Below are 24,287 nucleotides of genomic sequence, written 5' to 3'. Positions count from 1 at the left end.
TTACCCAAGGAATTGTGATGGTCGAAGAAGAGCAACAGCGCCCCAATCCCGACAGCCTGCTGGCGGTGGCCAATGAAAAACCGCGCGGCCGGCTGAAGGTGTTCTTCGGCGCCTGCGCCGGGGTGGGGAAAACCTACGCCATGCTGCAGGAAGCGCAGCGGCTGCGCGGCCAGGGGCTGGACGTGCTGATCGGCGTGGTGGAAACCCATGGCCGCAGCGAAACCGCCGCGCTGCTCGACGGACTCGACGTGCTGGCGCAAAAACGCATTCAATACCGCGGCCGGCTGGTGCGCGAATTCGACCTCGACGCCGCGCTGGCGCGCCACCCGGCGCTGATCCTGATGGACGAGCTGGCGCACAGCAACGCGCAGGGGTCACGCCATCCCAAACGCTGGCAGGACGTGGAGGAGCTGCTGGACGCCGGCATCGACGTGCTGACTACCGTCAACGTGCAGCACCTGGAAAGCCTGAACGACGTGGTCGGCGGCGTGACCGGGGTGCGGGTGCGCGAAACGGTGCCCGATCACGTGTTCGACGAAGCCACCGAGGTGGTGCTGGTCGACCTGCCGCCGGACGATCTGCGCCAGCGGCTGAACGAGGGCAAGGTATACCTGCCCGGCCAGGCCGAGCGCGCCATCGAGCACTTTTTCCGCAAAGGCAACCTGATCGCCCTGCGCGAGCTGGCGCTGCGCCGCACCGCCGATCGGGTCGATGACCAGATGCGCGCCTTCCGCGATACCCAGGGGCGCGAGAAAGTCTGGCACACCCGCGACAGCATTCTGCTGTGCGTCGGCCACAACAGCGGCAACGAAAAGCTGGTGCGCATCGCCGCACGGCTGGCGGCGCGGCTGGGCTGCCATTGGCATGCGGTTTATGTGGAAACCCCCAGGCTGCACCGGCTGCCGGAAAACCAGCGCCGCGCCATTTTGCGCGCGCTGCGGCTGGCGCAGGAGCTGGGCGCAGAAACCGCCACCCTGTCCGACCCGTCGGAAGAGCGCGCGGTGCTGCGCTACGCCCGTGAACATAACCTGGGGAAAATCATCATCGGCCGGCGCGGCGAGCAGCGCTGGAGGCTGCGCGGCAGCTTTGCCGATCGCCTCGGCCGGCTGGGGCCGGATCTCGATCTGGTGATTGTGGCGCTGGAAAATGACGCCGTCCCGCCGCCGGGCAAGGAGCACGACGGCCGCGGCTTCAACGAGAAATGGCGCATGCAGCTGCGCGGCTGCGCGGTCGCCGTGGCGCTGTGCGCCCTGATCACCCTGCTGTCGCAGTGGCTGCTGCCGGGCTTCGATCAGGCCAACCTGGTCATGGTCTACCTGCTGGGGGTGGTGATCGTCGCCCTGTTCTTCGGCCGCTGGCCTTCGGTGCTGGCGGCGGTGATCAACGTCGCCAGTTTCGACCTGTTCTTCGTACAGCCCCACTGGTCGTTCGCCGTCAGCGATATGCAGTATCTGCTCACTTTCGGCGTGATGCTGATCGTCGGCATCACCATAGGCAACCTCACCGCCGGGGTGCGTTATCAGGCCCGGGTGGCGCGCTACCGCGAACAGCGCGCCCGCCACCTGTACGAGATGTCGCGCGGGCTGAGCCAGGCGCTGACCCTCGCCGACATCGCCAAAACCAGCCGCCACTTCCTCTCCAGCAGCTTCCAGGCCAAAACCGTGCTGCTGCTGCCGCAGGAAGACGGCAAGCTGCAGCAGATGGTGGGCGAAGAAGGCGGACTGCTGACGGTGGATGAAGCCATCGCGCGCTGGAGCTTCGACAAGGGCCTGCCGGCGGGAGCCGGCACCGATACCCTGCCCGGCGTCCCCTACCAGCTGCTGCCGCTCAACACCCCCACGCAGACCTTCGGCCTGCTGGCGATCGAACCCAACAACCTGCGCCAGCTGATGGTGCCGGAGCAGCAGCGGCTGCTGCAAACCTTCACCGTGCTGATCGCCAGCGCGCTGGAGCGGCTGCATCTGGCGCGCAGCGCGGTGGAGGCCAAGCTGGATGCCGAGCGCGAGCAGCTGCGCAACTCGCTGCTGGCCGCGCTGTCGCACGACCTGCGCACGCCGCTGACGGTGCTGTTCGGCCAGGCGGAAATTCTCACCCTGGATCTGGCGGCCGAAGGCTCCAACCATGCCACCCAGGCCAGCCAAATCCGCCAGCAGGTGCTGAGCACCACCCGCCTGGTGAACAACCTGCTGGATATGGCGCGCATCCAGTCCGGCGGCTTCAACCTGCGCAAGGAGTGGCAATCGCTGGAGGAGATCGTCGGCGCCTCGCTGCACATGCTGGAGCCTATTCTCAGCCAGCATCGGATCGTGGTCGAGCTGCCGCCGGCGCAGATATTGGTCAACTGCGACGGCAGCCTGCTGGAGCGGGTTTTCACTAACCTGTTGGAAAACGCCAATAAATATGCCGGCGCGGATGCTATTATCGGTATCCGCGCCCGCACGCTGCCGGAGTGGCTGGAGGTGGAGATCTGGGATAACGGCCCCGGCATTCCCGCCGATCAGCAACAGCTGATTTTCGATAAGTTCTCCCGCGGCAATAAAGAGTCGGCGATCCCCGGCGTCGGTTTGGGGTTAGCCATTTGCCGTGCCATTATTGAAGTGCATGACGGCCGCATCTGGGCGGAAAACGGCGCCAACGGCGGCGCCAGCTTCCGCTTCATGCTGCCGCTGGAAACACCGCCCGAGATCGAGGGCGAAGCCTTCGATCTGTAATCGATATCCTGGAGAACCGTGAGCACAACGCCAACCAACATTCTGATTGTCGAGGATGAAAAAGAGATCCGCCGCTTCGTGCGCACCGCGCTGGAAAGCGAGGGCCTGCGGGTATTTGAGAGCGAAACGCTGCAGCGCGGGCTGATTGAAGCCGGTACGCGCAAGCCGGACCTGATCATTCTGGATTTGGGGTTGCCGGACGGCGACGGGTTGAACTATATCCGCGATCTGCGGCAATGGAGCGCCATTCCGGTGATCGTGCTGTCGGCGCGCAACGCGGAAGAAGACAAGATCGCCGCGCTGGACGCCGGAGCGGATGATTACCTCAGCAAACCGTTCGGCATCGGCGAACTGCTGGCGCGGGTGCGGGTGGCGCTGCGCCGCCATTCTGCCAGCCTGCAGGAAAGCCCGTTGGTCAGCTTTTCGGCCATCACCGTCGATCTGATCAACCGCCGGGTGCTGCGCAACGATGAAGATCTGCACCTGACGCCGATTGAGTTCCGGCTGCTGGCCGAACTGCTGGCCAATTCAGGCAAGGTGATCACCCAGCGCCAGCTGCTGAGCCACGTCTGGGGCCCCAACTACGTGGAACACAGCCATTACCTGCGCATCTATATGGGCCATCTGCGGCAAAAGCTGGAGGTCGATCCGGCGCGCCCCCGGCATCTGCTGACCGAGACCGGCGTCGGTTACCGCTTTATGCCTTAAGGCCCCTTTTTCAAGCCGATCATAAACGCCTTGAACGCCTCGCGCAGCGGGGCGAACACCGGGTGCTTGCGGTTTTCGATCATCACTTCGGAGAACAGCTTCAGCCCAACGGCGAAGGCCGCGCTTTGCCGGGGGCCGAAGTTCAGGTCCTCTCGCGCCTGGATGCGTTCGACGATGCCGAGAATATCGTCGTGATTCTCCACTTCAAAACTCAACGGCGCTTTCTCTACCGGGTTGCCCTGGCGATCGCTCAGGGCTTCTACGGTGATTTTAAAACGGTGGCCGGGCATCAGTCGTTCTCCTGTTCTGCGGGTTTGATGTTCATTTCGCGCTCAATCGCCGCGACGGCGGTCAGCAAGGCCGCATTGATGCGTTCCACCTGCTGCGGCGTAAGGTCGGCGCGCATCACGTTGCCGCGCAGCAGGCTGCGCAGGCGATGCATCGCGTCGAAGATCCCTTCCGCCAGATTGCCCTGCGGGTGCCGCTCGCGCCCGGCGCCGGCCAAGCGGGCCAGGATCACGTCGACCACCTGCTGATGCTTTTGCAGCTCGCTCTGGCCCGCCGCGGTGATCTGATAGCTTTTGCGGCCGTTGCCGGTGGTGATCGGCGCGAGGAAATCCTGCTCTTCCAGCAGCGTCAGGGTGGGATAAATCACCCCCGGGCTCGGCACGTACAGCCCGGAAGACGCCTCGTCGATCGCCTTGATCAGCTCGTAGCCGTGGCTGGGCTTGCGCGCCACCAACGCCAGCAACACCAGGCGCAGATCGCCGTGCTCGAACATGCGGTGACGCCCGCCGCGACCGCGCGTTTCCCCTTCGCCGCCAAAACGATGGCGCCCGCCGCGATGACGGCCGTGGCCCTGTTCGCACTCAGGGTGCCGATGACGGTGTAAACCTAATCGATGAAACATAGGGTGATACCTCGCAATGAATGATTTGACGATGTTAACCACGAGGTCGTTTAGATATATCTAAATGGCTTCGATATAGCTAATTTAGATCGATATATCTAAATGCGCAAGCGCTGAAGGAAAAATAGATATATCTAAATTGCAGGCATAAAAAAAGCGCTGTAAAAACAGCGCTTTTTTTCGTACGAAGGGAAAGATTATTTCGCGGAAGCCAGGACTTCGCTGACGATCTCTACCGCCTCATGTTCGATCTTCTCGCGGTGCTCGGCACCCAGAAAGCTCTCGCAGTAAATCTTGTAGGCCTCTTCGGTGCCTGAAGGACGGGCGGCGAACCAGCCGTTGTCGGTCATCACTTTCAGGCCGCCAATCGACGCGCCGTTGCCCGGCGCGCTGGTCAGACGCGCGGTGATAGGATCACCGCCCAGCGTGCTGGCCTTGACCATCTCCGGCGACAGCTTGGACAACGCGGCTTTTTGCGCGTGGCTGGCCGGCGCCTGGATGCGGTTATAGCTTGGCGCGCCAAAGCGCTTGGCCAGATCGTCGTAATGATGCTGCGGGTTCTCGCCGGTAACCGCGGTGATTTCCGCCGCCAGCAGGCACATGATGATGCCGTCCTTGTCGGTCGACCACGGCGTGCCGTTGAAGCGCAGGAACGATGCCCCGGCGCTCTCTTCGCCGCCGAAGCCGAAGCTGCCGTCGAACAGGCCGTCAACGAACCACTTGAAACCGACCGGCACTTCCACCAGCTTGCGGCCGAGGTCGGCCACCACGCGGTCGATCATCGCGCTGGACACCAGCGTTTTGCCTACCGCCACGTCGGCGCCCCACTGCGGGCGATGCTGGAACAGGTAGTTGATGGCCACCGCCAGATAATGGTTCGGGTTCATCAGGCCCTTCGGCGTCACGATGCCGTGGCGGTCGTAATCCGGATCGTTGGCGAACGCCAAATCGAACTTGTCGCGCAGCGCCAGTAGCCCGGCCATCGCCGACTCGGAAGAGCAATCCATGCGAATGATGCCGTCGTGATCCAGATGCATAAAGCGGAAGGTCTGATCGATGGAATCGTTCACCAGCGTCAGGTCCAGCTGGTAATGCTCGGCCACGCGCTGCCAGTAAGCGATGCCGGAGCCGCCGAGCGGATCCACGCCCAGCTTCAGGCCGGCGCGCTGGATGGCGGGCATGTCGACGACGTCGACCAGCCCTTCAACGTACGGCTGCACCAGATCTTTGGCGTGCAGATGGCCGCTGTTCCAGGCCTTGTCCAGCGACTGACGCTGAACGCCCTTCAACTGCTGCGCCAGCAGTTCGTTGGCGCGCTTTTCAATCACCGAGGTCAGGTTGGTGTCGGCCGGGCCGCCGTTCGGCGGGTTGTACTTGATGCCGCCGTCTTCCGGTGGGTTATGGGAAGGGGTAATGACGATGCCGTCGGCCTGCGCCCCGCCCTGGCGGTTGTGGCACAGGATGGCGTGCGATACCGCCGGCGTTGGCGTGAAGCCGTTGTTTTCCTGCACGACCACGTCGACGCCGTTGGCGGTCAGCACTTCCAGCACCGAAATGAAGGCCGGCTCCGACAGCGCATGGGTATCCTTGCCGACGTAGCACGGACCGGTAGTGCCCTGCTGACGGCGAACTTCGGCGATCGCCTGCGCGATGGCGAGAATGTGCGCTTCATTAAAACTGTGGCGCAGCGCGCTGCCGCGGTGACCGGATGTCCCGAATTTCACCGCGTGGGCGGCGTTGCCCGCTTCCGGCTGCAGCACATAGTACTGCGACGTAAGCTGGGCTACGTTGATCAAATCGCTTTGCCGGGCGGGCTGCCCGGCACGTGGACTATTCGCCATCGACCTATCTCCCTCATCCCTGCCAGTGGCCGGGCAATATGTCGCACGGCCAGCATGACGGGCTGTTCGCTAAATTAGACGGTGCCGCAAACTTTCTCTATCAGTTCCGCCGGGAACTGCATGGCCTGCATGATGTGTTCAATCATGCTGCGTTTGCGGCCGGTATTGGTATTGGTAATCACCCAATAAGGGGTGCCCGGAACGTGTTTCGGCTTGGTATGCGTACCGTTGGCCAGCAGGGTTTGCTGATCGCCGGCAAAGTAGGTGCGGGTACGGCCGTGCAACGCATCGGTGGCGGCGGCAAAGCCGGCGGCATCGAGGGTATAGAGCGTGGACAGCACCAGCATAAAACGGTTAACGGCCTTATTCTGCTCGGCGTACTCATCCGACAGCAGCAGCTCACGCACGGCGCGCACGCGATCGCGCGGGCGCTGCGCGGGCGCCGCCTTTTCCAACTCGGCGGACTGAGCGCCGGCGGCGGGTACGGAGCGTACCGGTTGGCCTGCGGTAAATTTCAACATGCGGCGTAAAATATCGGACGCGCTCTCACCGATGTGTTGCGTGTGGCTGGCAATATAACGGTAAAGCTCTTCGTCGACTTCAATAGTTTTCATCTTTATCCAGTACTGTTTTTTCTACTTAGAACCTGAAGCCAGATCCTGCATTCAAGCCATGGGATTATAAGGTTAAAAGCGCGGGGGCGAACACCACTAAGTGTCGCCAAACGGAAAATGCAGACTAATACCTATTCCCGTCGTACTTCAAGCTGCATCGCTCAACTCCGCGTTATTCATCGTGCGATTCAATCATGATACCCTAATCTGAATCTCTCTCAGCATGAACTTCGCCATGAAATTACATTATCAACTGCTGGCCGCCGAGTCGGACGCCCTGCCGGTGCTGCTGATCCACGGCCTGTTCGGCAATCTGGACAACCTGGGCGTGCTGGCGCGCGACCTGAACCGGCGCCACAGCGTCATCAAGGTCGATCTGCGCAACCATGGCCTGTCGCCGCGTTCCGCAGAGATGACCTACCCGGCCATGGCGCAGGATCTGCTGACGCTGCTCGACGACCTGCAGCTGGAGAAAGTCATCGTCATCGGCCATTCGATGGGCGGCAAAGCGGCGATGGCGCTGACCGCCATTGCGCCGGAGCGCATCGACAAGCTGATCGTCATCGACGTGGCGCCGGTGGATTACCGCACCCGCCGCCACGATGAGATTTTCGCCGCGCTGAAGGCCGTGAGCGCCGCCGGCATTACCCAGCGCCAACAGGCCGCCCAGCTGATGCGCGATTATCTGCAGGAAGAAGGGGTGATCCAGTTTCTGCTGAAATCCTTCCACAACGGCGAATGGCGTTTCAACCTGCCGGTGTTGATCGCGCAGTACGAAAACGTCACCGGCTGGCAGGAGGTGCCCGCCTGGCCGCACCCGACGCTGTTCATCCGCGGCGGGCTGTCGCCCTACGTGCAGGACGGTTACCGCGCCGACATCGCGCGCCAGTTCCCGCTGGCCCGCGCGCACGTGGTGGCGGGAACCGGGCACTGGGTGCACGCCGAAAAACCGGAAGCGGTGCTGCGCGCCATCCACCGTTTTCTCGGCGAAGCCTGACAAACGCCCGTCGCTGGCGAAAAAACGCGCTAAAGATAACGGCTTAGCGCGCTTTCGGCTCAGTTAAGCATTGTCGTTGCTCTATCTGCTGGGGTAATATGGCGCGCTATAATTTTGCCGCCCTGCCCAGCGTGTTCGCTAACGCCAGTCCGGGGGTGAATTTGGGTTAGGGTTTATTGGCCCGAAGTGTGTTAACCGAATCGTCCGGAAGCGTGTAAAACGCTTTTTGATGCAAACTTCCTTGCAGTACCGCTACCTATGGCAAAAGAACAAACGGATCGCACGACGCTGGATCTGTTCGCAGATGAACGCCGTCCGGGGCGCCCGAAAACCAACCCGCTATCCCGCGATGAACAGCTTAGAATCAATAAGCGCAATCAGCTGCGGCGCGATAAAGTACGTGGATTGCGGCGCGTGGAGTTGAAAATCAACGCGGATGCGGTGGACGCCCTGAACAAACTGGCGGAACAGCGCAATATCAGCCGCAGCGAGCTCATTGAGCAAATGCTGCTGGCGCAGCTGGCGGAAGAACAGCCAGAACATTGATCTCTTCGGCCGCACATGCGGCGCGGCGTTAAGGATGACGCCGGATCAACACCGTTTTACTCTCCTCCGGCATCGCATAAATGCGATAAAACCCCGGGGTAAATTTCTGGCATGATAGGCGTTTACCGGCAAGAGACCGCGCCCACACGGCGCCCGCCACTGCGGCGGCCGGCTTTTGCCATGGCATCATTTTAATCGGTGTTAGCGGGGTCAGCACTAACATCGTGTAATGCAATTAATTGAATTTAAAGGTTATACGCGATATGGCTACTGTAGGCATTTTCTTTGGCAGCGACACTGGCAATACCGAAAACATTGCCAAAATGATCCAGAAAATTCTCCAGAAACAGTTTGGCGACGAGGTGTCTGAAGTGCACGACATCGCCAAAAGCAGCAAAGAGGATCTGGAAGGTTTCGATATCCTGCTGCTGGGTATCCCAACCTGGTACTACGGTGAAGCGCAGTGCGACTGGGATGACTTTTTCCCGACGCTGGAAGAAGTCGACTTCAACGGCAAGCTGGTTGCGCTGTTCGGCTGCGGCGACCAGGAAGACTACGCGGAATACTTCTGTGATGCGATGGGCACCATCCGCGACATCATCGAACCCCACGGCGCCGCCATCGTCGGCCACTGGCCAACCAAGGGCTACCATTTCGAAGCGTCCAAGGGCCTGGCGGACGACGACCACTTCATCGGCCTGGCTATCGACGAAGATCGCCAACCGGAGCTGACCAACGAACGTGTCGAAGCCTGGGTCAAACAGATCGTCGAAGAACTGAGCCTGGCCGACATCGTCGGCTGAGGCCATTGTTGCCTAAAGGTTGAACAAAGGCCCTGCAAAGTGCATAGTGTGGCCAGCAGGGCCGTCATCGGCAGCATGGATTGCTGCAATAGAAGCTACATATTGGTAACTTCCCACATCGTCACGGTAGACTGAGATATCGGTTTATCCCATCCATCAAGGCGTTGCATGTGTACCATGCAATAGTGCAATTATATCTTTGTTAACAACCGGCGGTTTCCATTTAGGGCAACCGGTTCTATAATGAGACGCAATTAACTCTTTGTGCCGACCGATGCCACAGGCGAGAACGCCTCAACTTGATTAGCATAGTAACAGGACTGAATCCGCATGACTGACAACAACACCGCATTGAAGAAGGCCGGCTTAAAAGTCACGCTTCCGCGACTCAAAATCCTGGAAGTACTGCAAAATCCGGAATGCCATCACGTCAGTGCGGAAGATTTGTATAAAAAACTGATAGATATGGGCGAAGAAATCGGACTGGCGACGGTTTACCGCGTGCTGAACCAGTTTGATGATGCGGGCATTGTGACTCGTCACAATTTCGAAGGCGGCAAGTCCGTATTCGAACTGACCCAGCAGCACCACCACGATCACCTGATCTGCCTGGACTGCGGCAAAGTGATCGAATTCAGAGATGAATCGATCGAAGCGCGTCAGCGCGACATCGCCAAGCAACACGGCATCAAACTCACCAACCACAGCCTGTACCTGTACGGCCACTGTGAAACCGGTGACTGCCGCGAAGACGATACGCTGCACGACGCCAAGTAATCCTCCGGGATTGAACAACCGCCTCAGGGCGGTTTTTTTGTGCCCGTCGCCGGCGGGAAAAAAAGCCCCGGCAGCGCCGGGGAAGGTTCACTTGACGAAATACCACAATTGCAGCGGCGTAACTCCACCGACTTCTCTCACTTCACCCTCGGCCCGCCGCCGACACGCAGCGGGCCGCATCAGCCGGCTTAAACCTTCTCGGCGCGGCTGTAACGCTTGCCGTCCGGGCTGACCGCACGCACCAGCACCTCGCCGGAGACCGCCGGCCCGGCGTTGGCGTCATAGCGCTGCCATTGCTTACCGCCGTCGGTGGAGTACTCGATGCCCAGCCCCGGCAGAGAGATATTCGCCTCCAGCTTGCCGCCGGTGACGCGCGCGCCCGGCACCGGCAGGCGATAGCTGACGCCGCCCTTGTCCAGCTTGGCCAGCTCGCGCTGGCCGAGCAGGTTGGCGAAGCGCAGCCAGTCCTGATCCAGAGCCTTGCCGTCGACAAAGTGCGTTTTCCCGCCCCGGTACTCGCGGCCGGCCCGGTAATCCTGCTCCCAGGAGGCGCGATGCCAGGCGCGTTCGGCTACCGACAGCGAACGCGGGAAGATCATGTATTCCATTTGCGGGTCGGTGCGCTGGGTTTCGCTCCACAGCTGGGCGGAGATGCCGTAGGCGCCCGGCCAGGGTTTGTCGCTTCTGGCGGTGAAGCGATTGCCGTCGCGGTCCACCGAGGTTTCGGCGTTCTGCGGCAGGTTGTCCGGCGCGAAGCTGAACATCTTCCGTTCGTCGCTGAAGCGGGTGCCCCAGTAATAACCGCGCTCGTCCGGATTCACCTCGTAAGGGAAGTCCATATAAACGTAATCCGGGTTGGAGATGATCACCTCGTAGCCCTTGTTCGCCCAGTCATTGGCGCTGTCGAAACCGCCCCAGTACAGGGTGTCCCAGAAGTTCACGCCCACGCGCGGCGTGGCGAACGCGCCGGCGTCCTGCGCATCTTTCAGGCCATCCTGCCAGGCCTGCATTCTGCCGATGCCGTGCGCCTTCACCAGTTGGCTGACCTCCAGCCCGAAGTAGCTCGGCAGATGCGCCATATCGGCCACCTTGCCGTCTTCGATCATCGCCTGGCACACCCGGGATTTCGCCCAGGGCTTGTCTTCCTTGCTCTGGTCGATTATGCCCTTGCCCGCTTCAGGTTTCAGGCGATCGGTATACCCCGCCCCCAGGCGAATATTTTTCGCTTCGTCACCGCCGAAATGCCAGGTGTTCAACGGCTGGCCGGCCTCTCGATGCATTTGGGCAATCTCGCCGATCACCTTGTCGACAAAGCGTTTGGAGGAGTCCAGGCACGGGTTCAGATAGCTCTGGCGGTTGAAGTACTGCACCGAAGTCGTGTTGGAAGTATCGGTCGGATCGACCAGGCGGAACTCGTTGGCCTCGCGCTCTTTGCCCGCCGCATGCAGTTTTTTGTAACGCGCCTCCATGGAAACCACCGCCGCGCGCGCGTGCGCCGGCATGTCGATTTCCGGGATCACCTCAATCTGGCGCGCCTGCGCGTATTTGACGATGTCGATATAGTCCTGCCGGGAGAAGAAGCCGCCGTATGCCTCCGGCCCCTGGCCATACTGCGGCAGCAGGCAGGCGGTTTCGCTCAGGTCGTGGCAGCGCCGGCCCCCGACGTCGGTCAGTTCAGGCAGGCCCGGGATTTCGATGCGCCAGCCTTCGTCGTCGCTCAGGTGGAAGTGGAATTTATTCAGCTTGTAGGCCGCCATCTGATCCAGCAGGCGCAGCACCGCGTCTTTATGATGGAAGTTGCGCGCCACGTCGAGAAAGATGCCGCGATACGGGAAACGCGGCGCGTCTTTGGCGTCCAACGTGGCGATGTCGCTGCCGCCATCGCTCGGCACCAGCGACAGGATCGACTGCAGCCCGTTGAATACCCCCGCCTGATCGAAGCCGATCACGCGCGCTTCCTGCCTGCCGATTTTCAGCTCATAGGCGCCCGACACCGCCAGCGGGCCTTTGAACCTGCCCGGTTGGATCGCGGTGTTGATCGGATAGCCCTGCGCGTTAGCGGCCACGCCCAGCAGCGCGAAGCGCTGGCCTACGGCCTCGGCCGCCGGTTTGGCCAGCGCGCTCAAATCCAGCGCCACGCCCTTGCTCAGGTCGACATCCTGCGGATGCACCTTCACCTCCCGCGGCGTCGGCACAATCTGGCCGCGCAGCGCGGCGGCCGGCAGGGTTTTCAGCGCGGCGTTGTTGATAAAGCGCGAAGCCGGCGTCATCAGAACGTTGTTGTCGTCCTTGGTGCGCTTCCACTGGTCGCCGGTAAAGGGCGCCACGAAGCGGCTCAGATCTTCGGTATCGGTATTGCGCAGAATTTTCGGTTTGGCGTCGCCGGACGCGGCGTACCAGCGCGGTACGAAATCGGTTTTAAACAGTTGCCAGTATTCGGCGACGATCGGGATGGTCACCGCCTGCCCTGCCGGGAAACCGCTGAACGTCGCGGTCGGCTCCAGTTTGTACAGATCGCCGGTCAGGTGCGTTATCCTGAATTGTTCGTTATCCACCTGCAGGGTTTGGCGCGCGCTGTGGAAATAAATCGCCCAGTCGCCGCCGGTGATCGCCTGGCCGTCGTTGCTCAGGGTGATCAATACCCGATTGCACGCCGCCCAGTCGGCGCCCAACGCGGCGCAGTCCAGGCCGCCGTCGGCGGCGCGGTTGTCGACCATTTTCACATTCAGCTTCAGCTGGCTCAGTTGATCCACCAGCTGCTGATTGGCCAGCGCATTCCCCGCGCCGCCAAACAGCCCAAGGGTTGCCGTCAGCGCGGCAAGCGCACTCAGTTTGAATCGGTTCATCTGCTTCATCCTTAATTGTTGTTGTCGCGGATCTCTTGCCAAATCTTGCCGCACCTGGCGTCATACGCCTGACCGTTGCCGCTGTGCACCGCCTGAAGGCAGTTCTGATAATCCATCACCCGCACCGTTTCTTTCTCGGCGAACTGCCGGTGCCGTTTCTCTTGCTTCAGCACGTTCAGCACCGCCCGGCACGACTGCAGTTTTTCCGGCGATCCCTCTGCGGTATTGATGCAGGCGCTGTAGGCCTGTTTCAGTTTGGCGTCTTCCGGCGGCGCGGCCGGTTGCGCGCAGGCGCTCAGCGCAGCGGCGGCGGCCAATATCAGCATGATTTTTTTCATCGTTATATTCCCGTTCAGTTGCCCCGGCGCAATCGCCGGGGAACGCATCAGAAAATGGTGAATGGCGCGATGACCATAAATTTGACGTCTTTCTCGTCCTGGAAGATGTTGCCGTAACCGCCGCCCCAGCTCGGGATATTGGTGTGGTTATCGTATTGGGTGTAGTGCAGCTTGAGCAGCGTGCCTTTGGCGCGCCCTTCCTGGATGGTGTACAGCGCGTCCAGGCTCCAGGCGCTCTCTTTCAGGCGCTGGCTCTGATCGTAAATCGGGTTGGTGCTCGGCTTGGCGTCCCAGGCGTAGACGTAGGAGCCGCCGACCGCCATGCCCGGCAGGTTCCAGTTGCTCAGGTCGTACATCACGCCGGCGTAGACCGCCTTCTCGCCGTTGGCGTTGAAGTCGGAGCGGTTATCCCACCACACGTCGAGGCGGCCGTTGGAAGAGGCGTAGGTCGGCGTCATGCGCTGCAGGAAGAAGCCCTGATTGCCTTCCGCCTTGACCATGGTGCCTTCCAGACGCCAGTTGAACTGACCGGTGGTATAGCCGAAGGTCAGTGCCTGCAGCCAGGCCAGGCCGTCGTAGATGCTGTTCGGATCGTTCTTGTCGCCGATGCGGTCTTCCGCACCGTAGAACTGGTAGCTGGTGGTCAGCGGATTGCCCAGCAGGTCGAATTTGTAGGATGCCTTGGTGAAATACTGATTCACATAGCCTTCCGCCTGACCAAAGGCGGCTTCCAACACCAGATCGTTTTTGAAGTCGTACTTGGCGCCCAAAGAGTGCAGATAGGAGACGCCGGTTGTTTTATCGTTTTGGCGGAAGTCATCCATCTCGATATGCCACGGCGCCTTGTATTTGTCCGCCCACATGTAGGAGAAGCTCAGAGCGCCGGCGTCGCCGTAGTCAAAGTTGGCGCCCGCCTCCGCGCCGCGATAGGTTCCCGGCATAAAGCTCCAGTGCGGGGCGATCAGCGTCTGGCCGCTGGGTTGGATGTAACCGGCGCGCGCCCAGATCGGGCCGTATTTGAATTTACCGGCGGCTTTATACAGGCTGATGCCGCCTTTATCGCCGGAATAGTCTTCGTCGTAGGTCCGGTTTTTCGAGGAAAAGGCGATTTCATTCGGGTGGCCGCTGGCGCTGGACTCGGCCAGCTCGATAGCGGTAAAGGCCCCGACGTCCAGACCGAACATGTCCCAGGCGTAGCCCGAGGCGAAGTCCAGGCTCAGGTTGGCGGTGGAGTGCGACAGGTTGGTGGTGTATTTATTGTAATCGTCGCTGGTCGGGTCGAGATCTTTGCGGTCACGCTCACGTTGCCAGTAATAAATGCCGCCGGTCAGCGTGGAATCATCGATAAACCCTGCGGCTTTCGCCCCAGGGGCCATGGCAAACCCTGTTCCCAACAGCGCGCCCGCGACAGCGAGCGCCAGCGTTTTACGCTGAGCACCGTGCGTACCCATATGAAATTCCTCTTTGACTTAACTTTAAAAGTTGCAGCCGCCTGTGTTTACCACTGCCCTGCGCGACCGCTAATAAAAAACCCAACCGGGTAAAAAATATCGCCGCAGGGTTGAATCCCCACAGCACTTATTGCTACAGACAGACTATTTTTCGCGTCGCGAATTATCAAATGAAAAATGACAGAGATTTGTCAAACTATGACAAGGAGCACATATCGATGAGATTTTGTTACGACATTGTGCAAACAGAGTGTTGAATAAAAAATTCAATAAAATCAGAATAAAAATCAATATCAGGTCAACCAAAGACGATTAATGGTTTCAGCCCGTTAAATATTGTCAGCCAGAAGAAAAAATATGAGAGCGCTCTCCAAATGACATTAATTCGCATCGCGAATATATAAAAAAGGATTATGCAAATCACGCCATGTATCAAGCAATTGATGATTAAAATGACGAAGGGGAATGAAGCGGCAGAAAGGAAAATAAAGCGCGAAAAACAATACCGGCTGATGAAATAAAAAAAGCGCAGCCTAAGCTGTAATGCTTGTCAGTTAGCGTTTTCTGCAGGCGTCCGTGAAATTTTCGGTCGATAAAGGGGAGATGCGCCATGAGGATCACGCGCCTCGACCGAGCAAGGGACCGTGGGCGCGGCCCCTTGCAACCCGCGCCTTTGCCCAATCAGACGGTTGGCTGTGCCAACGTTACTCGGCCCATCCTGGGCCTCGCCCCTTCGGGGCCGCTGCAAGCAGCGTTCAAATCTGTTCCTGACAGATTTGTCCTCCCTCCGTCTCAGCGCATCATGGCCGGCTACGACAGGCGTCCCTGCCTGTCTCGCCTGAAACCGCCGTCCTTGGCGGTTTCGCCTATGCGCCGCTCCTGCGTTCGGCGTCTTCAAGGGCGCCTAACATCGTGCTCATCCCATCATTTTCACTGTCTTCCATAACGCAATATCAAACGGAGGGGACAAGTTGCCCGGTGGCTGCAGATTCGGGTGTTGACCTTGGGCGCGCATCGCCGGCTGCCGAGCAAGACGGCGTTGTCAGGGGCAACCGGCCAGGGAAGGCCGGTTGAGGCGAGACTAACAGGGACGTTTGTCGTAGCCGACCCGCCCGACAACGCGGGTGCAGCGAGGACAAATCTGCCGGGAGCAGATTTGAACGCTGCTTGCAGCGGCCCCGAAGGGGCGAGGCCCAGGACGGGCCGAGTAATTCCCGCAGGGCAGACGGTGTTAAGCGAAGGCGCGGGTGGAGGGGTCGCGCCTTCGGCCCCTCCAATTGCCGTACATTGCGGTAGCAGAGAAATGCAGGGTATTTACGGCAATTCCGCCTGCACGGAGCGTACAGAAATTGGATAAAAAAATGCCAGTCAGGCTTAACTGACTGGCATTACAGCCTAAGCTGCGCTTCCATGCATTACCGGGACGACGTTAAGGCTCAGGCCCCAATTTTAGCCCAGGTGTCGCGCAGGCCGACGGTGCGGTTGAACACCAGATGCTCGGCCGAAGAGTAACGGCTGTCGGCGCAGAAATAGCCTTCGCGCTCGAACTGATAGGCTTTCTCCGGCTGCGCCGTCGCCAGGCTCGGCTCGACGAAGCCGTGCTTGATAATCAGCGATTCCGGGTTGATGGTGGCGAGGAAGTCTTCCGCCGCCGCCGGGTTCGGCACGCTGAACAGGCGATCGTACAGGCGGATCTCGGCCGGCAGCGCGTGCGCGGCGGAAACCCAGTGGATCACGCCCTTCACCTTGCGCCCGTCGGCCGGATCCTTGCTCAGCGTCTCGGCGTCGTAGCTGCAGAAGATGGTGGTGATTTCGCCTTCGGCGTCCTTTTCGACCCGCTCGGCCTTGATCACGTAGGCGTTGCGCAGGCGCACTTCCTTGCCCAGCACCAGACGCTTGTACTGCTTGTTGGCTTCTTCGCGGAAGTCGGCGCGGTCGATATAAATCTCGCGGCTGAACGGCACTTCGCGGCTGCCCATCTCCGGCTTGTTCGGGTGGTTTGGCATGGTGACCAGCTCCACGCCTTCGCGCATGTTCTCGATGACGATTTTCACCGGATCCAGCACCGCCATGGCGCGCGGGGCGTTCTCGTTCAGATCGTCGCGGATGCAGGATTCCAGCGCCACCATTTCGACGTTGTTGTCCTGCTTGGTCACGCCGATACGCTGGCAGAACTCGCGGATCGAAGCGGCGGTGTAGCCGCGGCGACGCAGGCCGGATACGGTCGGCATGCGCGGATCATCCCAGCCTTCGACAATCTTCTCGGTCACCAGCAGGTTCAGCTTGCGCTTCGACATGATGGCGTATTCAAGATTGAGGCGCGAGAACTCGTACTGGCGCGGGTGGCAAGGAATGGAGATGTTATCCAGCACCCAGTCATACAGACGGCGGTTGTCCTGGAACTCCAGGGTACACAGCGAATGGGTGATCCCTTCCAGCGCATCGGAAATGCAGTGGGTGAAATCGTACATCGGGTAGATGCACCATTTGTTGCCGGTCTGGTGGTGTTCGGCGAACTTGATGCGGTACAGCACCGGATCGCGCATCACGATAAACGGCGAAGCCATGTCGATCTTGGCGCGCAGGCAGGCGGTGCCCTCGGCGAATTCGCCGTTGCGCATTTTCTCGAACAGCGCCAGGTTTTCTTCCACGCTGCGGCCGCGGTACGGGCTGTCTTTGCCCGGCGAGGTCAGGCTGCCGCGGTATTCGCGGATCTGCTCAGGCGACAGTTCGTCGACGTAGGCCAGCCCCTTGGCGATCAGCTCCACCGCATACTGGTGCAGCTGGTCGAAATAATCGGAAGAGTAACGGACGTTGCCGCTCCACTCGAAGCCCAGCCACTCCACGTCGTGCTTGATCGAATCCACGAACTCGATGTCTTCTTTCACCGGGTTGGTGTCATCGAAACGCAGGTTGCACTGACCCTGATAGTCTTTGGCGATGCCAAAGTTCAGGCAAATGGATTTGGCGTGGCCGATATGCAGGTAGCCGTTAGGCTCCGGCGGGAAACGGGTATGGACCGACGTATGTTTCCCTGACGCCAGATCTTCATCGACGATCTGACGGATAAAATTGGTTGGGCGGGCTTCAGCCTCACTCATTTCACTATTCCTCAATGCAAAGCGCTACACATAACCGCCTATGATCCAACAAGCCACGCCCGGAAACAACCGTTTGTTTCACGAAAAATGCGCCGTGCTGCACCGCCATCGCGCAACGCCCCCTAATGGGGCGCGCACAGATAAAAAAAGCGGGAAGAGATTGCTCTCTTCCCGCCAAAATAAGGGTGAACGCCGTCATGACGCGTGAACACCCCGGGCACTGCTCAGGTAAAACCCGTTACTTCTGGATCTCGAACAGCGTGGTCTGGCCGGCGACTACGGAGCCGCTCGCCAGCGCCGCCAGGCCGGCATAGTCGTCGGAATTGCTGACCACCACCGGGCTGATCATCGAACGCGCGTTGGCGTTCAGGTACTCCAGATCCAACTCCAGGATCGGCTGGCCGGCTTTCACCTCCGCGCCCTCTTCCACCAGACGTTTGAAGCCCTGGCCGTTCAACGCCACGGTATCGATGCCCATGTGCACCACGATCTCGGCGCCCTTGTCGGTTTCCAGACAGAACGCGTGGTTGGTGTTGAAGATTTTCACCACGGTGCCGTCGGCCGGCGCCACCACGGTCTTGTCGGTCGGGCGGATCGCCAGACCGTCGCCGACCGCTTTGCTGGCGAAGGCTTCGTCAGGCACCTGATCGAGCGCCACCACTTCACCGGTCACCGGCGCCACCAGCGTTTCGAAGGCCGCTTTAGGCGCATTAGGCACCGCCTGCGGCCTGGCTTCTGCGGCCGGCGCAGCGGCTGGAGCGGCGGCGGCCGCGACCGGGCCGGCGGCGACCACGTTGCGCATGGCGCTGGCGATCAGTTCGGCGCGGGTGCCGACAATCACCTGTACGCTCTGTTTGTTCAGGCGGATCACGCCGGATGCGCCCAGGCGTTTCGCCAGCGCGTCATTCACCAACGCGGAGTCTTTCACGTTCAGGCGCAGACGGGTGATGCAGGCGTCGATGCCGGTCAGGTTGTCGGAACCGCCGATGGCGCCCACGTAGCGACGCGCCAGGGTGGTGGTTTCGTTTTCGTCTTTACCGGTCTGGGTATCGACGTTGACGTCGTAACCGTCGGTTTCGTCGCCGGCTACCGCCAGTTCACGGCCCGGGGTCATCAGGTTGAACTTGTTGATGGTAAAGCGGAACACCAGATAGTAGATAACGAAGAACGCCAGGCCCTGCGGGATCAGCATGTACCAGTGGGTCGCCAGCGGGTTGCGCGACGACAGCACCATATCCACCAGGCCGGCGCTGAAGCCGAAACCGGCGATCCAGTGCATGCTGGCGGCGATGAAGACCGAAATCCCGGTCAGCACGGCGTGGATCACGTACAGCACCGGCGCCACGAACATGAAGGAGAATTCCAGCGGTTCGGTGATGCCGGTGAAGAAGGCGGCGAAGGCGGCGGCCAACATGATGCCCGCCACTTTGGCTTTGTTTTCCGGACGCGCGCAGTGATAGATGGCCAGCGCCGCACCCGGCAGGCCGAACATCATGATCGGGAAGAAGCCCGCCTGATAACGGCCGGTGATGCCCACCACCGCCTTGCCGGCTTCGATAGACTGCTGGCCGCCGAGGAAGTTAGGGATATCGTTAATGCCGGCCACGTCGAACCAGAACACCGAGTTCAGCGCATGGTGCAGACCGACCGGGATCAGCAGACGGTTGAAGAAGGCGTAAATGCCCGCGCCGACGGAGCCCATTTTCTGAATGTATTCGCCGAAGCTCACCAGACCGTTGAAGATGACCGGCCAGATGTACATCAGGATAAAGGCCACCAGGATCATCAGGAAGGAGATCAGGATCGGCACCAGGCGGCGTCCGCTGAAGAACGACAGCGCCTTCGGCAGCTCAACGCTGCTGAAGCGGTTGTAGATCTCGGCGGAGATGATGCCCACCAGAATACCGACGAACTGGTTTTGGATTTTGCCGAACGCGGCCGGGACCTGATCGAGAGGGATTTTTTGAATCATCGACACGGCGGCCGGCGAACAAAGGGTGGTCAACACCAGGAAACCGACGAAGCCGGTCAGCGCGGCGGCGCCGTCCTTGTCTTTCGACATGCCGTAGGCCACGCCGATGGCGAACAGCACCGACATATTGTCGATGATGGCGGAGCCGGACTTAATGAAGAAAGCGGCGAGCGCGTTGTCGCCGCCCCAACCGACAGGGTCGATCCAGTACCCGATCCCCATCAAGATGGCGGCGGCGGGCAGCGTGGCGACCGGCACCATCAGGGCCCGCCCCACTTTTTGCAAATAACTAAGAATGTTCACCTTTTCCCCCTATGTCGTCCGCGGACGGACCCTATTAGTAGTTTATTTGACGCTCTCACTACCTTTTAGAAAAAACGCATGGCACGTATCACTCATGCGGAGTGTAAAAAAATTATTTTGTATCGCAAATTAAAACCTCCTTTTTTGTGATTTATATCACCAAAAAGTAGTCTTAAACTGCCAGATTGCTAGCCATCACACAAAACTTATTTTATCATTCAAAAAATCAACTGGACGGACGATTCACGCGAGAATCATAAAGCTGGTTTACGCTTAGGACTCTCCATCAGGCCCGTACAGTATAGCTTTAGTTTACTTACCCAAAGAGGTGTTAGATGAGACTTATCCCACTGAAAGATACCGCACAAGTCGGCAAATGGGCCGCCCGCCATATCGTTCAACGCATCAACGCATTCAAGCCAACCGCAGAGCGTCCGTTTGTCCTCGGCCTGCCAACCGGCGGCACGCCGCTGGAAGCGTACAAACATCTGATTGCGATGCACAAAGCAGGTGAAGTAAGCTTTAAGCATGTTGTGACTTTCAACATGGATGAATACGTTGGCCTGCCGCAGGAACACCCGGAAAGCTATCATACCTTCATGTACCGTAATTTCTTTGATCACGTTGATATCCCACGTGAAAATATCAACCTGCTGAACGGCAACGCCGCCGACGTCGACGCCGAATGCCGCCAGTATGAAGAGAAGATCAAGTCTTACGGTAAAATTAACCTGTTTATGGGCGGCGTCGGCATCGACGGCCACATCGCGTTCAACGAGCCGGCGTCTTCACTGGCTTCGCGCACCCGCATCAAAACGCTGACCGAGGACACCCGCATCGCCAACTCGCGCTTCTTCGGCGGCGACGTCAGCCTGGTGCCGAAATATGCGTTGACCGTCGGCGTGGGCACGCTGCTGGATGCGGAAGAAGTGATGATTCTGGTGACCGGCCACGCCAAGGCCCAGGCGCTGGAAGCCGCAGTGGAAGGCAATATCAACCACATGTGGACCATCAGCTGCCTGCAGCTGCACGCCAAGGCGGTGGTGGTATGCGACGAACCGGCCACCATGGAACTGAAAGTCAAAACCGTTAAATACTTCCGCGAGTTAGAAGCGGAAAGCGTTAAGAGTCTTTAATCTTTGCAGGGGGCTACGATGTTCGCTTTAACCCAAGGCCGGATTTTTACCGGCCACGACGTACTTGATGACCATGCAGTGATTATCGCTGATGGGCTGATTGAAAGAGTCTGCCCGGTGGCCGAATTGCCCGCCGGCATCGAAACGCGCGATCTGGGTGGCGCTATCCTGGCCCCCGGACTGATCGACGTGCAGCTGAACGGCTGCGGCGGCGTACAGTTCAACGATTCGCTGGAGGCCATTTCGGAAGACACGCTGGAGATCATGCAGCGCGCCAACGAAAAGTCCGGCTGCACCAGCTATCTGCCGACGCTGATCACCAGCAGCGACGAATTTATGAAGCACAGCATCGAAGTGATGCGCGCTTATCTGAAAAAGCACCGTAACCAGGCGCTCGGTTTGCACCTGGAAGGGCCATACCTCAGCCCGGTGAAAAAAGGCACCCACAACCCGGCGTTTATCCGCAAGCCGACCCGGGAAATGATCGACTACCTGTGCGCCAACGCCGACGTGATAACCAAAGTGACGCTGGCGCCGGAAATGGTGGAGCCGCACTTTATCAAGCAGCTGACCGAGGCCGGCATCATCGTCTCCGCCGGCCACTCGAACGCCACCTACGATCAGGCCCGCACCGGCTTCGCCGCCGGCATCAGCTTCGCCACCCACCTGTACAACGCCATGCCGTACATCACCGGCCGCGAACCGGGGCTGATGGGCGCGATCTTCGACACGCCGGAGGTCTATACCGGCATCATCGCCGACGGCCATCACGTGGCCTGGGCGAGTATCCGTAACGCCAAACGCCTGAAAGGTGATAAGTTGGTGCTGGTCACCGACGCGACCGCTCCGGCGGGAGCCGATATTGACCAATTTATTTTCGCCGGTAAAACAATATACTATCGTGACGGGCTGTGCGTGGATGAAAACGGCACCCTGAGCGGCTCTGCGCTGACCATGATCGAAGCGGTGCGGAACAGCGTGGAACACATCGGCATCGCGCTCGACGAAGCGCTGCGCATGGCGACGCTGTATCCGGCGCGCGCGATCGGCGTTGACCGCCTGCTGGGCACCATTGAAGCCGGCAAAGTGGCTAACCTGACCGCCTTTACCGGTGATTTTAACATCACCAAAACGCTCGTTAACGGTAACGAGGTTTAATTCAATGAACAGCGAGTAAAATTATTGATGAGCACCGGCGGACAAGCACAGATAGGGAATGTTGACTTAGTCAAACAACTCAACGGCGCGGCAGTTTATCGCCTGATCGACCAGCAGGGTCCGATCTCGCGCATTCAGATTGCCGAACTCAGCCAGCTAGCGCCCGCCAGCGTCACTAAAATTACTCGCCAGCTGTTGGAGCGCGGGCTGATCAAGGAAGTCGATCAGCAAGCCTCCACCGGCGGCCGCCGCGCCATCTCCATCGTTTCCGAAACCCGTCATTTCCATACCGTCGCCGTGCGCCTCGGGCGCCACGACGCCACCATTACCCTGTACGACATGAGCGGCAAATCGCTGGGCGAGGAACACTACCCGCTGCCGGAGCGCACCCAGGAAACGCTGGAAAACGCGCTGTTCGCCGCCATCGCGCAGTTTATCGAGAGCAACCAGCGCAAGCTGCGCGAGCTGATCGCCATTGCGGTGATCCTGCCCGGCCTGGTGGATCCTGCGCTGGGCGTGGTGCGCTACATGCCGCACATCAGCGTCAACAACTGGGCGCTGGTGGACAACCTGCAGCAGCGCTTTAACGTCACCAGCTTCGTTGGCCACGATATCCGCAGCCTGGCGCTGGCGGAACACTATTTTGGCGCCACCCGCGATTGCGAAGACTCTATTCTGGTGCGCCTGCACCGCGGCACCGGCGCCGGCATCATCGTCAACGGCCAGATCTTCCTCGGCAACAACGGCAACGTCGGCGAGATTGGCCATATCCAGATCGATCCGCTGGGCGAGCGCTGCCACTGCGGCAACTTCGGCTGCCTGGAAACCGTGGCCGCCAATGCGGCGATCGAGCACCGGGTGCGTCAGCTGCTGACGCAGGGCTACCCGAGCAAGCTGACGCTGGACGACTGCAGCATCGCCGCCATCTGCAAGGCCGCCAACCGCGGCGACCTGCTGGCCGGCGAAGTGATCGAACACGTCGGCCGCTACCTGGGCAAGGCGGTGGCCATCGCCATCAACCTGTTCAACCCGCAGAAGGTGGTGATCGCCGGTGAAATCACCGAGGCGGAAAAAGTGCTGCTGCCGGCGATCCAAAGCTGCATCAACACCCAGGTGCTGAAGGACTTCCGCAAAAATCTGCCGGTGGTCACCTCCGAACTCAATCATCGCTCGGCGATCGGCGCTTTCGCCCTGGCCAAGCGGGCGATGCTCAACGGCGTGCTATTGCAGCGATTGCTGGAAAGCTGATCCGCCGCTTCTGGCAGGTGTGCTATCGTCGCTTTTTGCCTGCCGCAATCATGAGAAACAGCAACAATGACAATCAAGAACGTTATATGTGATATCGACGGCGTGCTGCTGCATGACAACACGCCGGTTCCCGGCGCCGATCTGTTCCTGGCGCGCATTCAGGAACAGGGCATGCCGCTGGTGGTGCTGACCAACTATCCGTCGCAGACCGCGCAGGATCTGGCGAACCGCTTCGCCGCCGCCGGCCTTGAGGTGCCGGAAAGCGCGTTTTACACCTCGGCGATGGCCACCGCCGATTTCCTGCGCCGTCAGGAAGGCAAGAAAGCCTATGTGGTGGGCGAAGGCGCGCTGATCCACGAACTGTACAAGGCCGGTTTCACCATCACCGACATCAACCCGGACTTCGTGATCGTCGGCGAAACCCGTTCCTACAACTGGGACATGATGCACAAGGCCGCCTACTTCGTGAACAACGGCGCGCGCTTTATCGCCACCAATCCCGACAGCCATGGCCACGGCTTTACGCCGGCCTGCGGCGCGCTGTGCGCCCCGATCGAAAAGATCACCGGCCGCAAGCCGTTTTACGTCGGCAAGCCCAGCCCGTGGATCATCCGCGCCGCGCTGAACAAAATGCAGGCGCATTCGGAAGAAACGGTGATCGTCGGCGACAACCTGCGTACCGATATCCTGGCGGGCTTCCAGGCCGGTCTGGAAACCGTGCTGGTGCTGTCCGGCGTCTCCACGCTGAACGACGTCGAAACCATGCCGTTCCGCCCGAGCTATATTTTCCCTTCGGTCGCCGATATCAATATCTTTTAATGGCGGCG

Annotated in this window: 19 protein-coding genes; 10 read left to right on the top strand and 9 right to left on the bottom strand. The window is 60.0% G+C overall.

Features of this window, described 5'->3' with window-relative positions; genetic code table 11:
- Positions 1–17: 17 nt before the first annotated feature.
- Entirely contained in the window at positions 18–2,711 is a 2,694-nt protein-coding gene (gene kdpD, locus CKW09_RS06480) for a two-component system sensor histidine kinase KdpD (protein WP_061799970.1), read from the top strand.
- Positions 2,712–2,729: 18 nt separating this feature from the next.
- A complete protein-coding gene (kdpE, locus tag CKW09_RS06475; protein WP_095096251.1) occupies positions 2,730–3,419 on the top strand; it encodes a two-component system response regulator KdpE in 690 nt (229 codons plus the stop codon).
- Here the strand turns inward: kdpE and CKW09_RS06470 are convergent.
- From CKW09_RS06470 to seqA, 4 genes are all read right to left on the bottom strand, one after another.
- The gene (locus CKW09_RS06470; protein ID WP_061799965.1) at positions 3,416–3,709 is read right to left on the bottom strand and encodes a DUF3861 domain-containing protein; all 294 of its coding nucleotides are present in this window, start codon (positions 3,707–3,709) and stop codon (positions 3,416–3,418) included. The two genes, kdpE and CKW09_RS06470, sit on opposite strands and share 4 nt — an antisense overlap.
- On the bottom strand, positions 3,709–4,329 hold the full coding sequence (locus tag CKW09_RS06465) for a PadR family transcriptional regulator (RefSeq protein ID WP_061799962.1): 621 nt from the start codon (positions 4,327–4,329) through the stop codon (positions 3,709–3,711). The genes CKW09_RS06470 and CKW09_RS06465 overlap by 1 nt, the downstream gene beginning before the upstream one ends.
- A 197-nt stretch (positions 4,330–4,526) precedes the next feature.
- Entirely contained in the window at positions 4,527–6,170 is a 1,644-nt protein-coding gene (pgm, locus tag CKW09_RS06460) for a phosphoglucomutase (alpha-D-glucose-1,6-bisphosphate-dependent) (RefSeq protein WP_061799960.1), read from the bottom strand.
- 74 nt (positions 6,171–6,244) lie between these two features.
- Entirely contained in the window at positions 6,245–6,784 is a 540-nt protein-coding gene (gene seqA, locus CKW09_RS06455; protein ID WP_061799958.1) for a replication initiation negative regulator SeqA, read from the bottom strand.
- A 223-nt stretch (positions 6,785–7,007) separates the two neighbouring features.
- Between seqA and ybfF the strand changes: the two genes are divergently transcribed.
- The 4 genes from ybfF to fur all read left to right on the top strand — a co-directional run bounded on the left by ybfF (position 7,008) and on the right by fur (position 9,907).
- On the top strand, positions 7,008–7,781 hold the full coding sequence (ybfF, locus tag CKW09_RS06450; RefSeq protein ID WP_174524377.1) for an esterase: 774 nt from the start codon (positions 7,008–7,010) through the stop codon (positions 7,779–7,781).
- Between the two features lie 258 nt (positions 7,782–8,039).
- Complete coding sequence (gene ybfE / locus CKW09_RS06445) at positions 8,040–8,327, top strand: LexA regulated protein (RefSeq protein WP_004939936.1); 288 nt, start codon at positions 8,040–8,042, stop codon at positions 8,325–8,327.
- Between the two features lie 263 nt (positions 8,328–8,590).
- Positions 8,591–9,130, top strand: coding sequence for a flavodoxin FldA (gene fldA / locus CKW09_RS06440; RefSeq protein WP_061799957.1), 540 nt, complete (start codon positions 8,591–8,593; stop codon positions 9,128–9,130).
- Between the two features lie 330 nt (positions 9,131–9,460).
- On the top strand, positions 9,461–9,907 hold the full coding sequence (fur, locus tag CKW09_RS06435; protein WP_061799956.1) for a ferric iron uptake transcriptional regulator: 447 nt from the start codon (positions 9,461–9,463) through the stop codon (positions 9,905–9,907).
- Between the two features lie 188 nt (positions 9,908–10,095).
- Here fur and CKW09_RS06430 read toward each other — a convergent pair whose 3' ends face one another.
- The 5 genes from CKW09_RS06430 to nagE all read right to left on the bottom strand — a co-directional run bounded on the left by CKW09_RS06430 (position 10,096) and on the right by nagE (position 19,918).
- Positions 10,096–12,753, bottom strand: a complete 2,658-nt coding sequence (locus CKW09_RS06430; RefSeq protein WP_095100039.1) for a beta-N-acetylhexosaminidase — start codon at positions 12,751–12,753, stop codon at positions 10,096–10,098.
- 11 nt (positions 12,754–12,764) lie between these two features.
- Positions 12,765–13,091, bottom strand: coding sequence for a ChiQ/YbfN family lipoprotein (gene chiQ, locus CKW09_RS06425; RefSeq protein ID WP_061799955.1), 327 nt, complete (start codon positions 13,089–13,091; stop codon positions 12,765–12,767).
- 47 nt (positions 13,092–13,138) lie between these two features.
- Positions 13,139–14,542: a chitoporin ChiP gene (gene chiP, locus CKW09_RS06420; protein WP_061799953.1), complete on the bottom strand. Its 1,404-nt coding sequence runs from the start codon at positions 14,540–14,542 to the stop codon at positions 13,139–13,141.
- Positions 14,543–15,978: 1,436 nt separating this feature from the next.
- The gene (gene glnS / locus CKW09_RS06415) at positions 15,979–17,643 is read right to left on the bottom strand and encodes a glutamine--tRNA ligase (protein ID WP_095096249.1); all 1,665 of its coding nucleotides are present in this window, start codon (positions 17,641–17,643) and stop codon (positions 15,979–15,981) included.
- 238 nt (positions 17,644–17,881) lie between these two features.
- A complete protein-coding gene (gene nagE / locus CKW09_RS06410) occupies positions 17,882–19,918 on the bottom strand; it encodes an N-acetylglucosamine-specific PTS transporter subunit IIBC (protein ID WP_061799308.1) in 2,037 nt (678 codons plus the stop codon).
- A gap of 335 nt (positions 19,919–20,253) precedes the next feature.
- On the opposite strand from nagE, the gene nagB reads away from it, so the two are divergent.
- From nagB to CKW09_RS06390, 4 genes are all read left to right on the top strand, one after another.
- Positions 20,254–21,054, top strand: a complete 801-nt coding sequence (gene nagB, locus CKW09_RS06405) for a glucosamine-6-phosphate deaminase (protein ID WP_004939952.1) — start codon at positions 20,254–20,256, stop codon at positions 21,052–21,054.
- An 18-nt stretch (positions 21,055–21,072) separates the two neighbouring features.
- On the top strand, positions 21,073–22,212 hold the full coding sequence (gene nagA / locus CKW09_RS06400) for an N-acetylglucosamine-6-phosphate deacetylase (RefSeq protein WP_061799306.1): 1,140 nt from the start codon (positions 21,073–21,075) through the stop codon (positions 22,210–22,212).
- 27 nt (positions 22,213–22,239) lie between these two features.
- Positions 22,240–23,460 (top strand): DNA-binding transcriptional regulator NagC, encoded by a 1,221-nt coding sequence (gene nagC, locus CKW09_RS06395; RefSeq protein WP_095096247.1) that lies wholly within the window; start codon positions 22,240–22,242, stop codon positions 23,458–23,460.
- Positions 23,461–23,526: 66 nt separating this feature from the next.
- Positions 23,527–24,279: an HAD-IIA family hydrolase gene (locus CKW09_RS06390; RefSeq protein WP_061799304.1), complete on the top strand. Its 753-nt coding sequence runs from the start codon at positions 23,527–23,529 to the stop codon at positions 24,277–24,279.
- Positions 24,280–24,287 lie beyond the last annotated feature (8 nt).

It is taken from the genome of Serratia ficaria, from assembly GCF_900187015.1.
Lineage (GTDB): Bacteria > Pseudomonadota > Gammaproteobacteria > Enterobacterales > Enterobacteriaceae > Serratia > Serratia ficaria.
The sequence above is the reverse complement of the archived record's forward strand: the minus strand, read 5'-3'. Positions and strand labels throughout refer to the sequence as shown.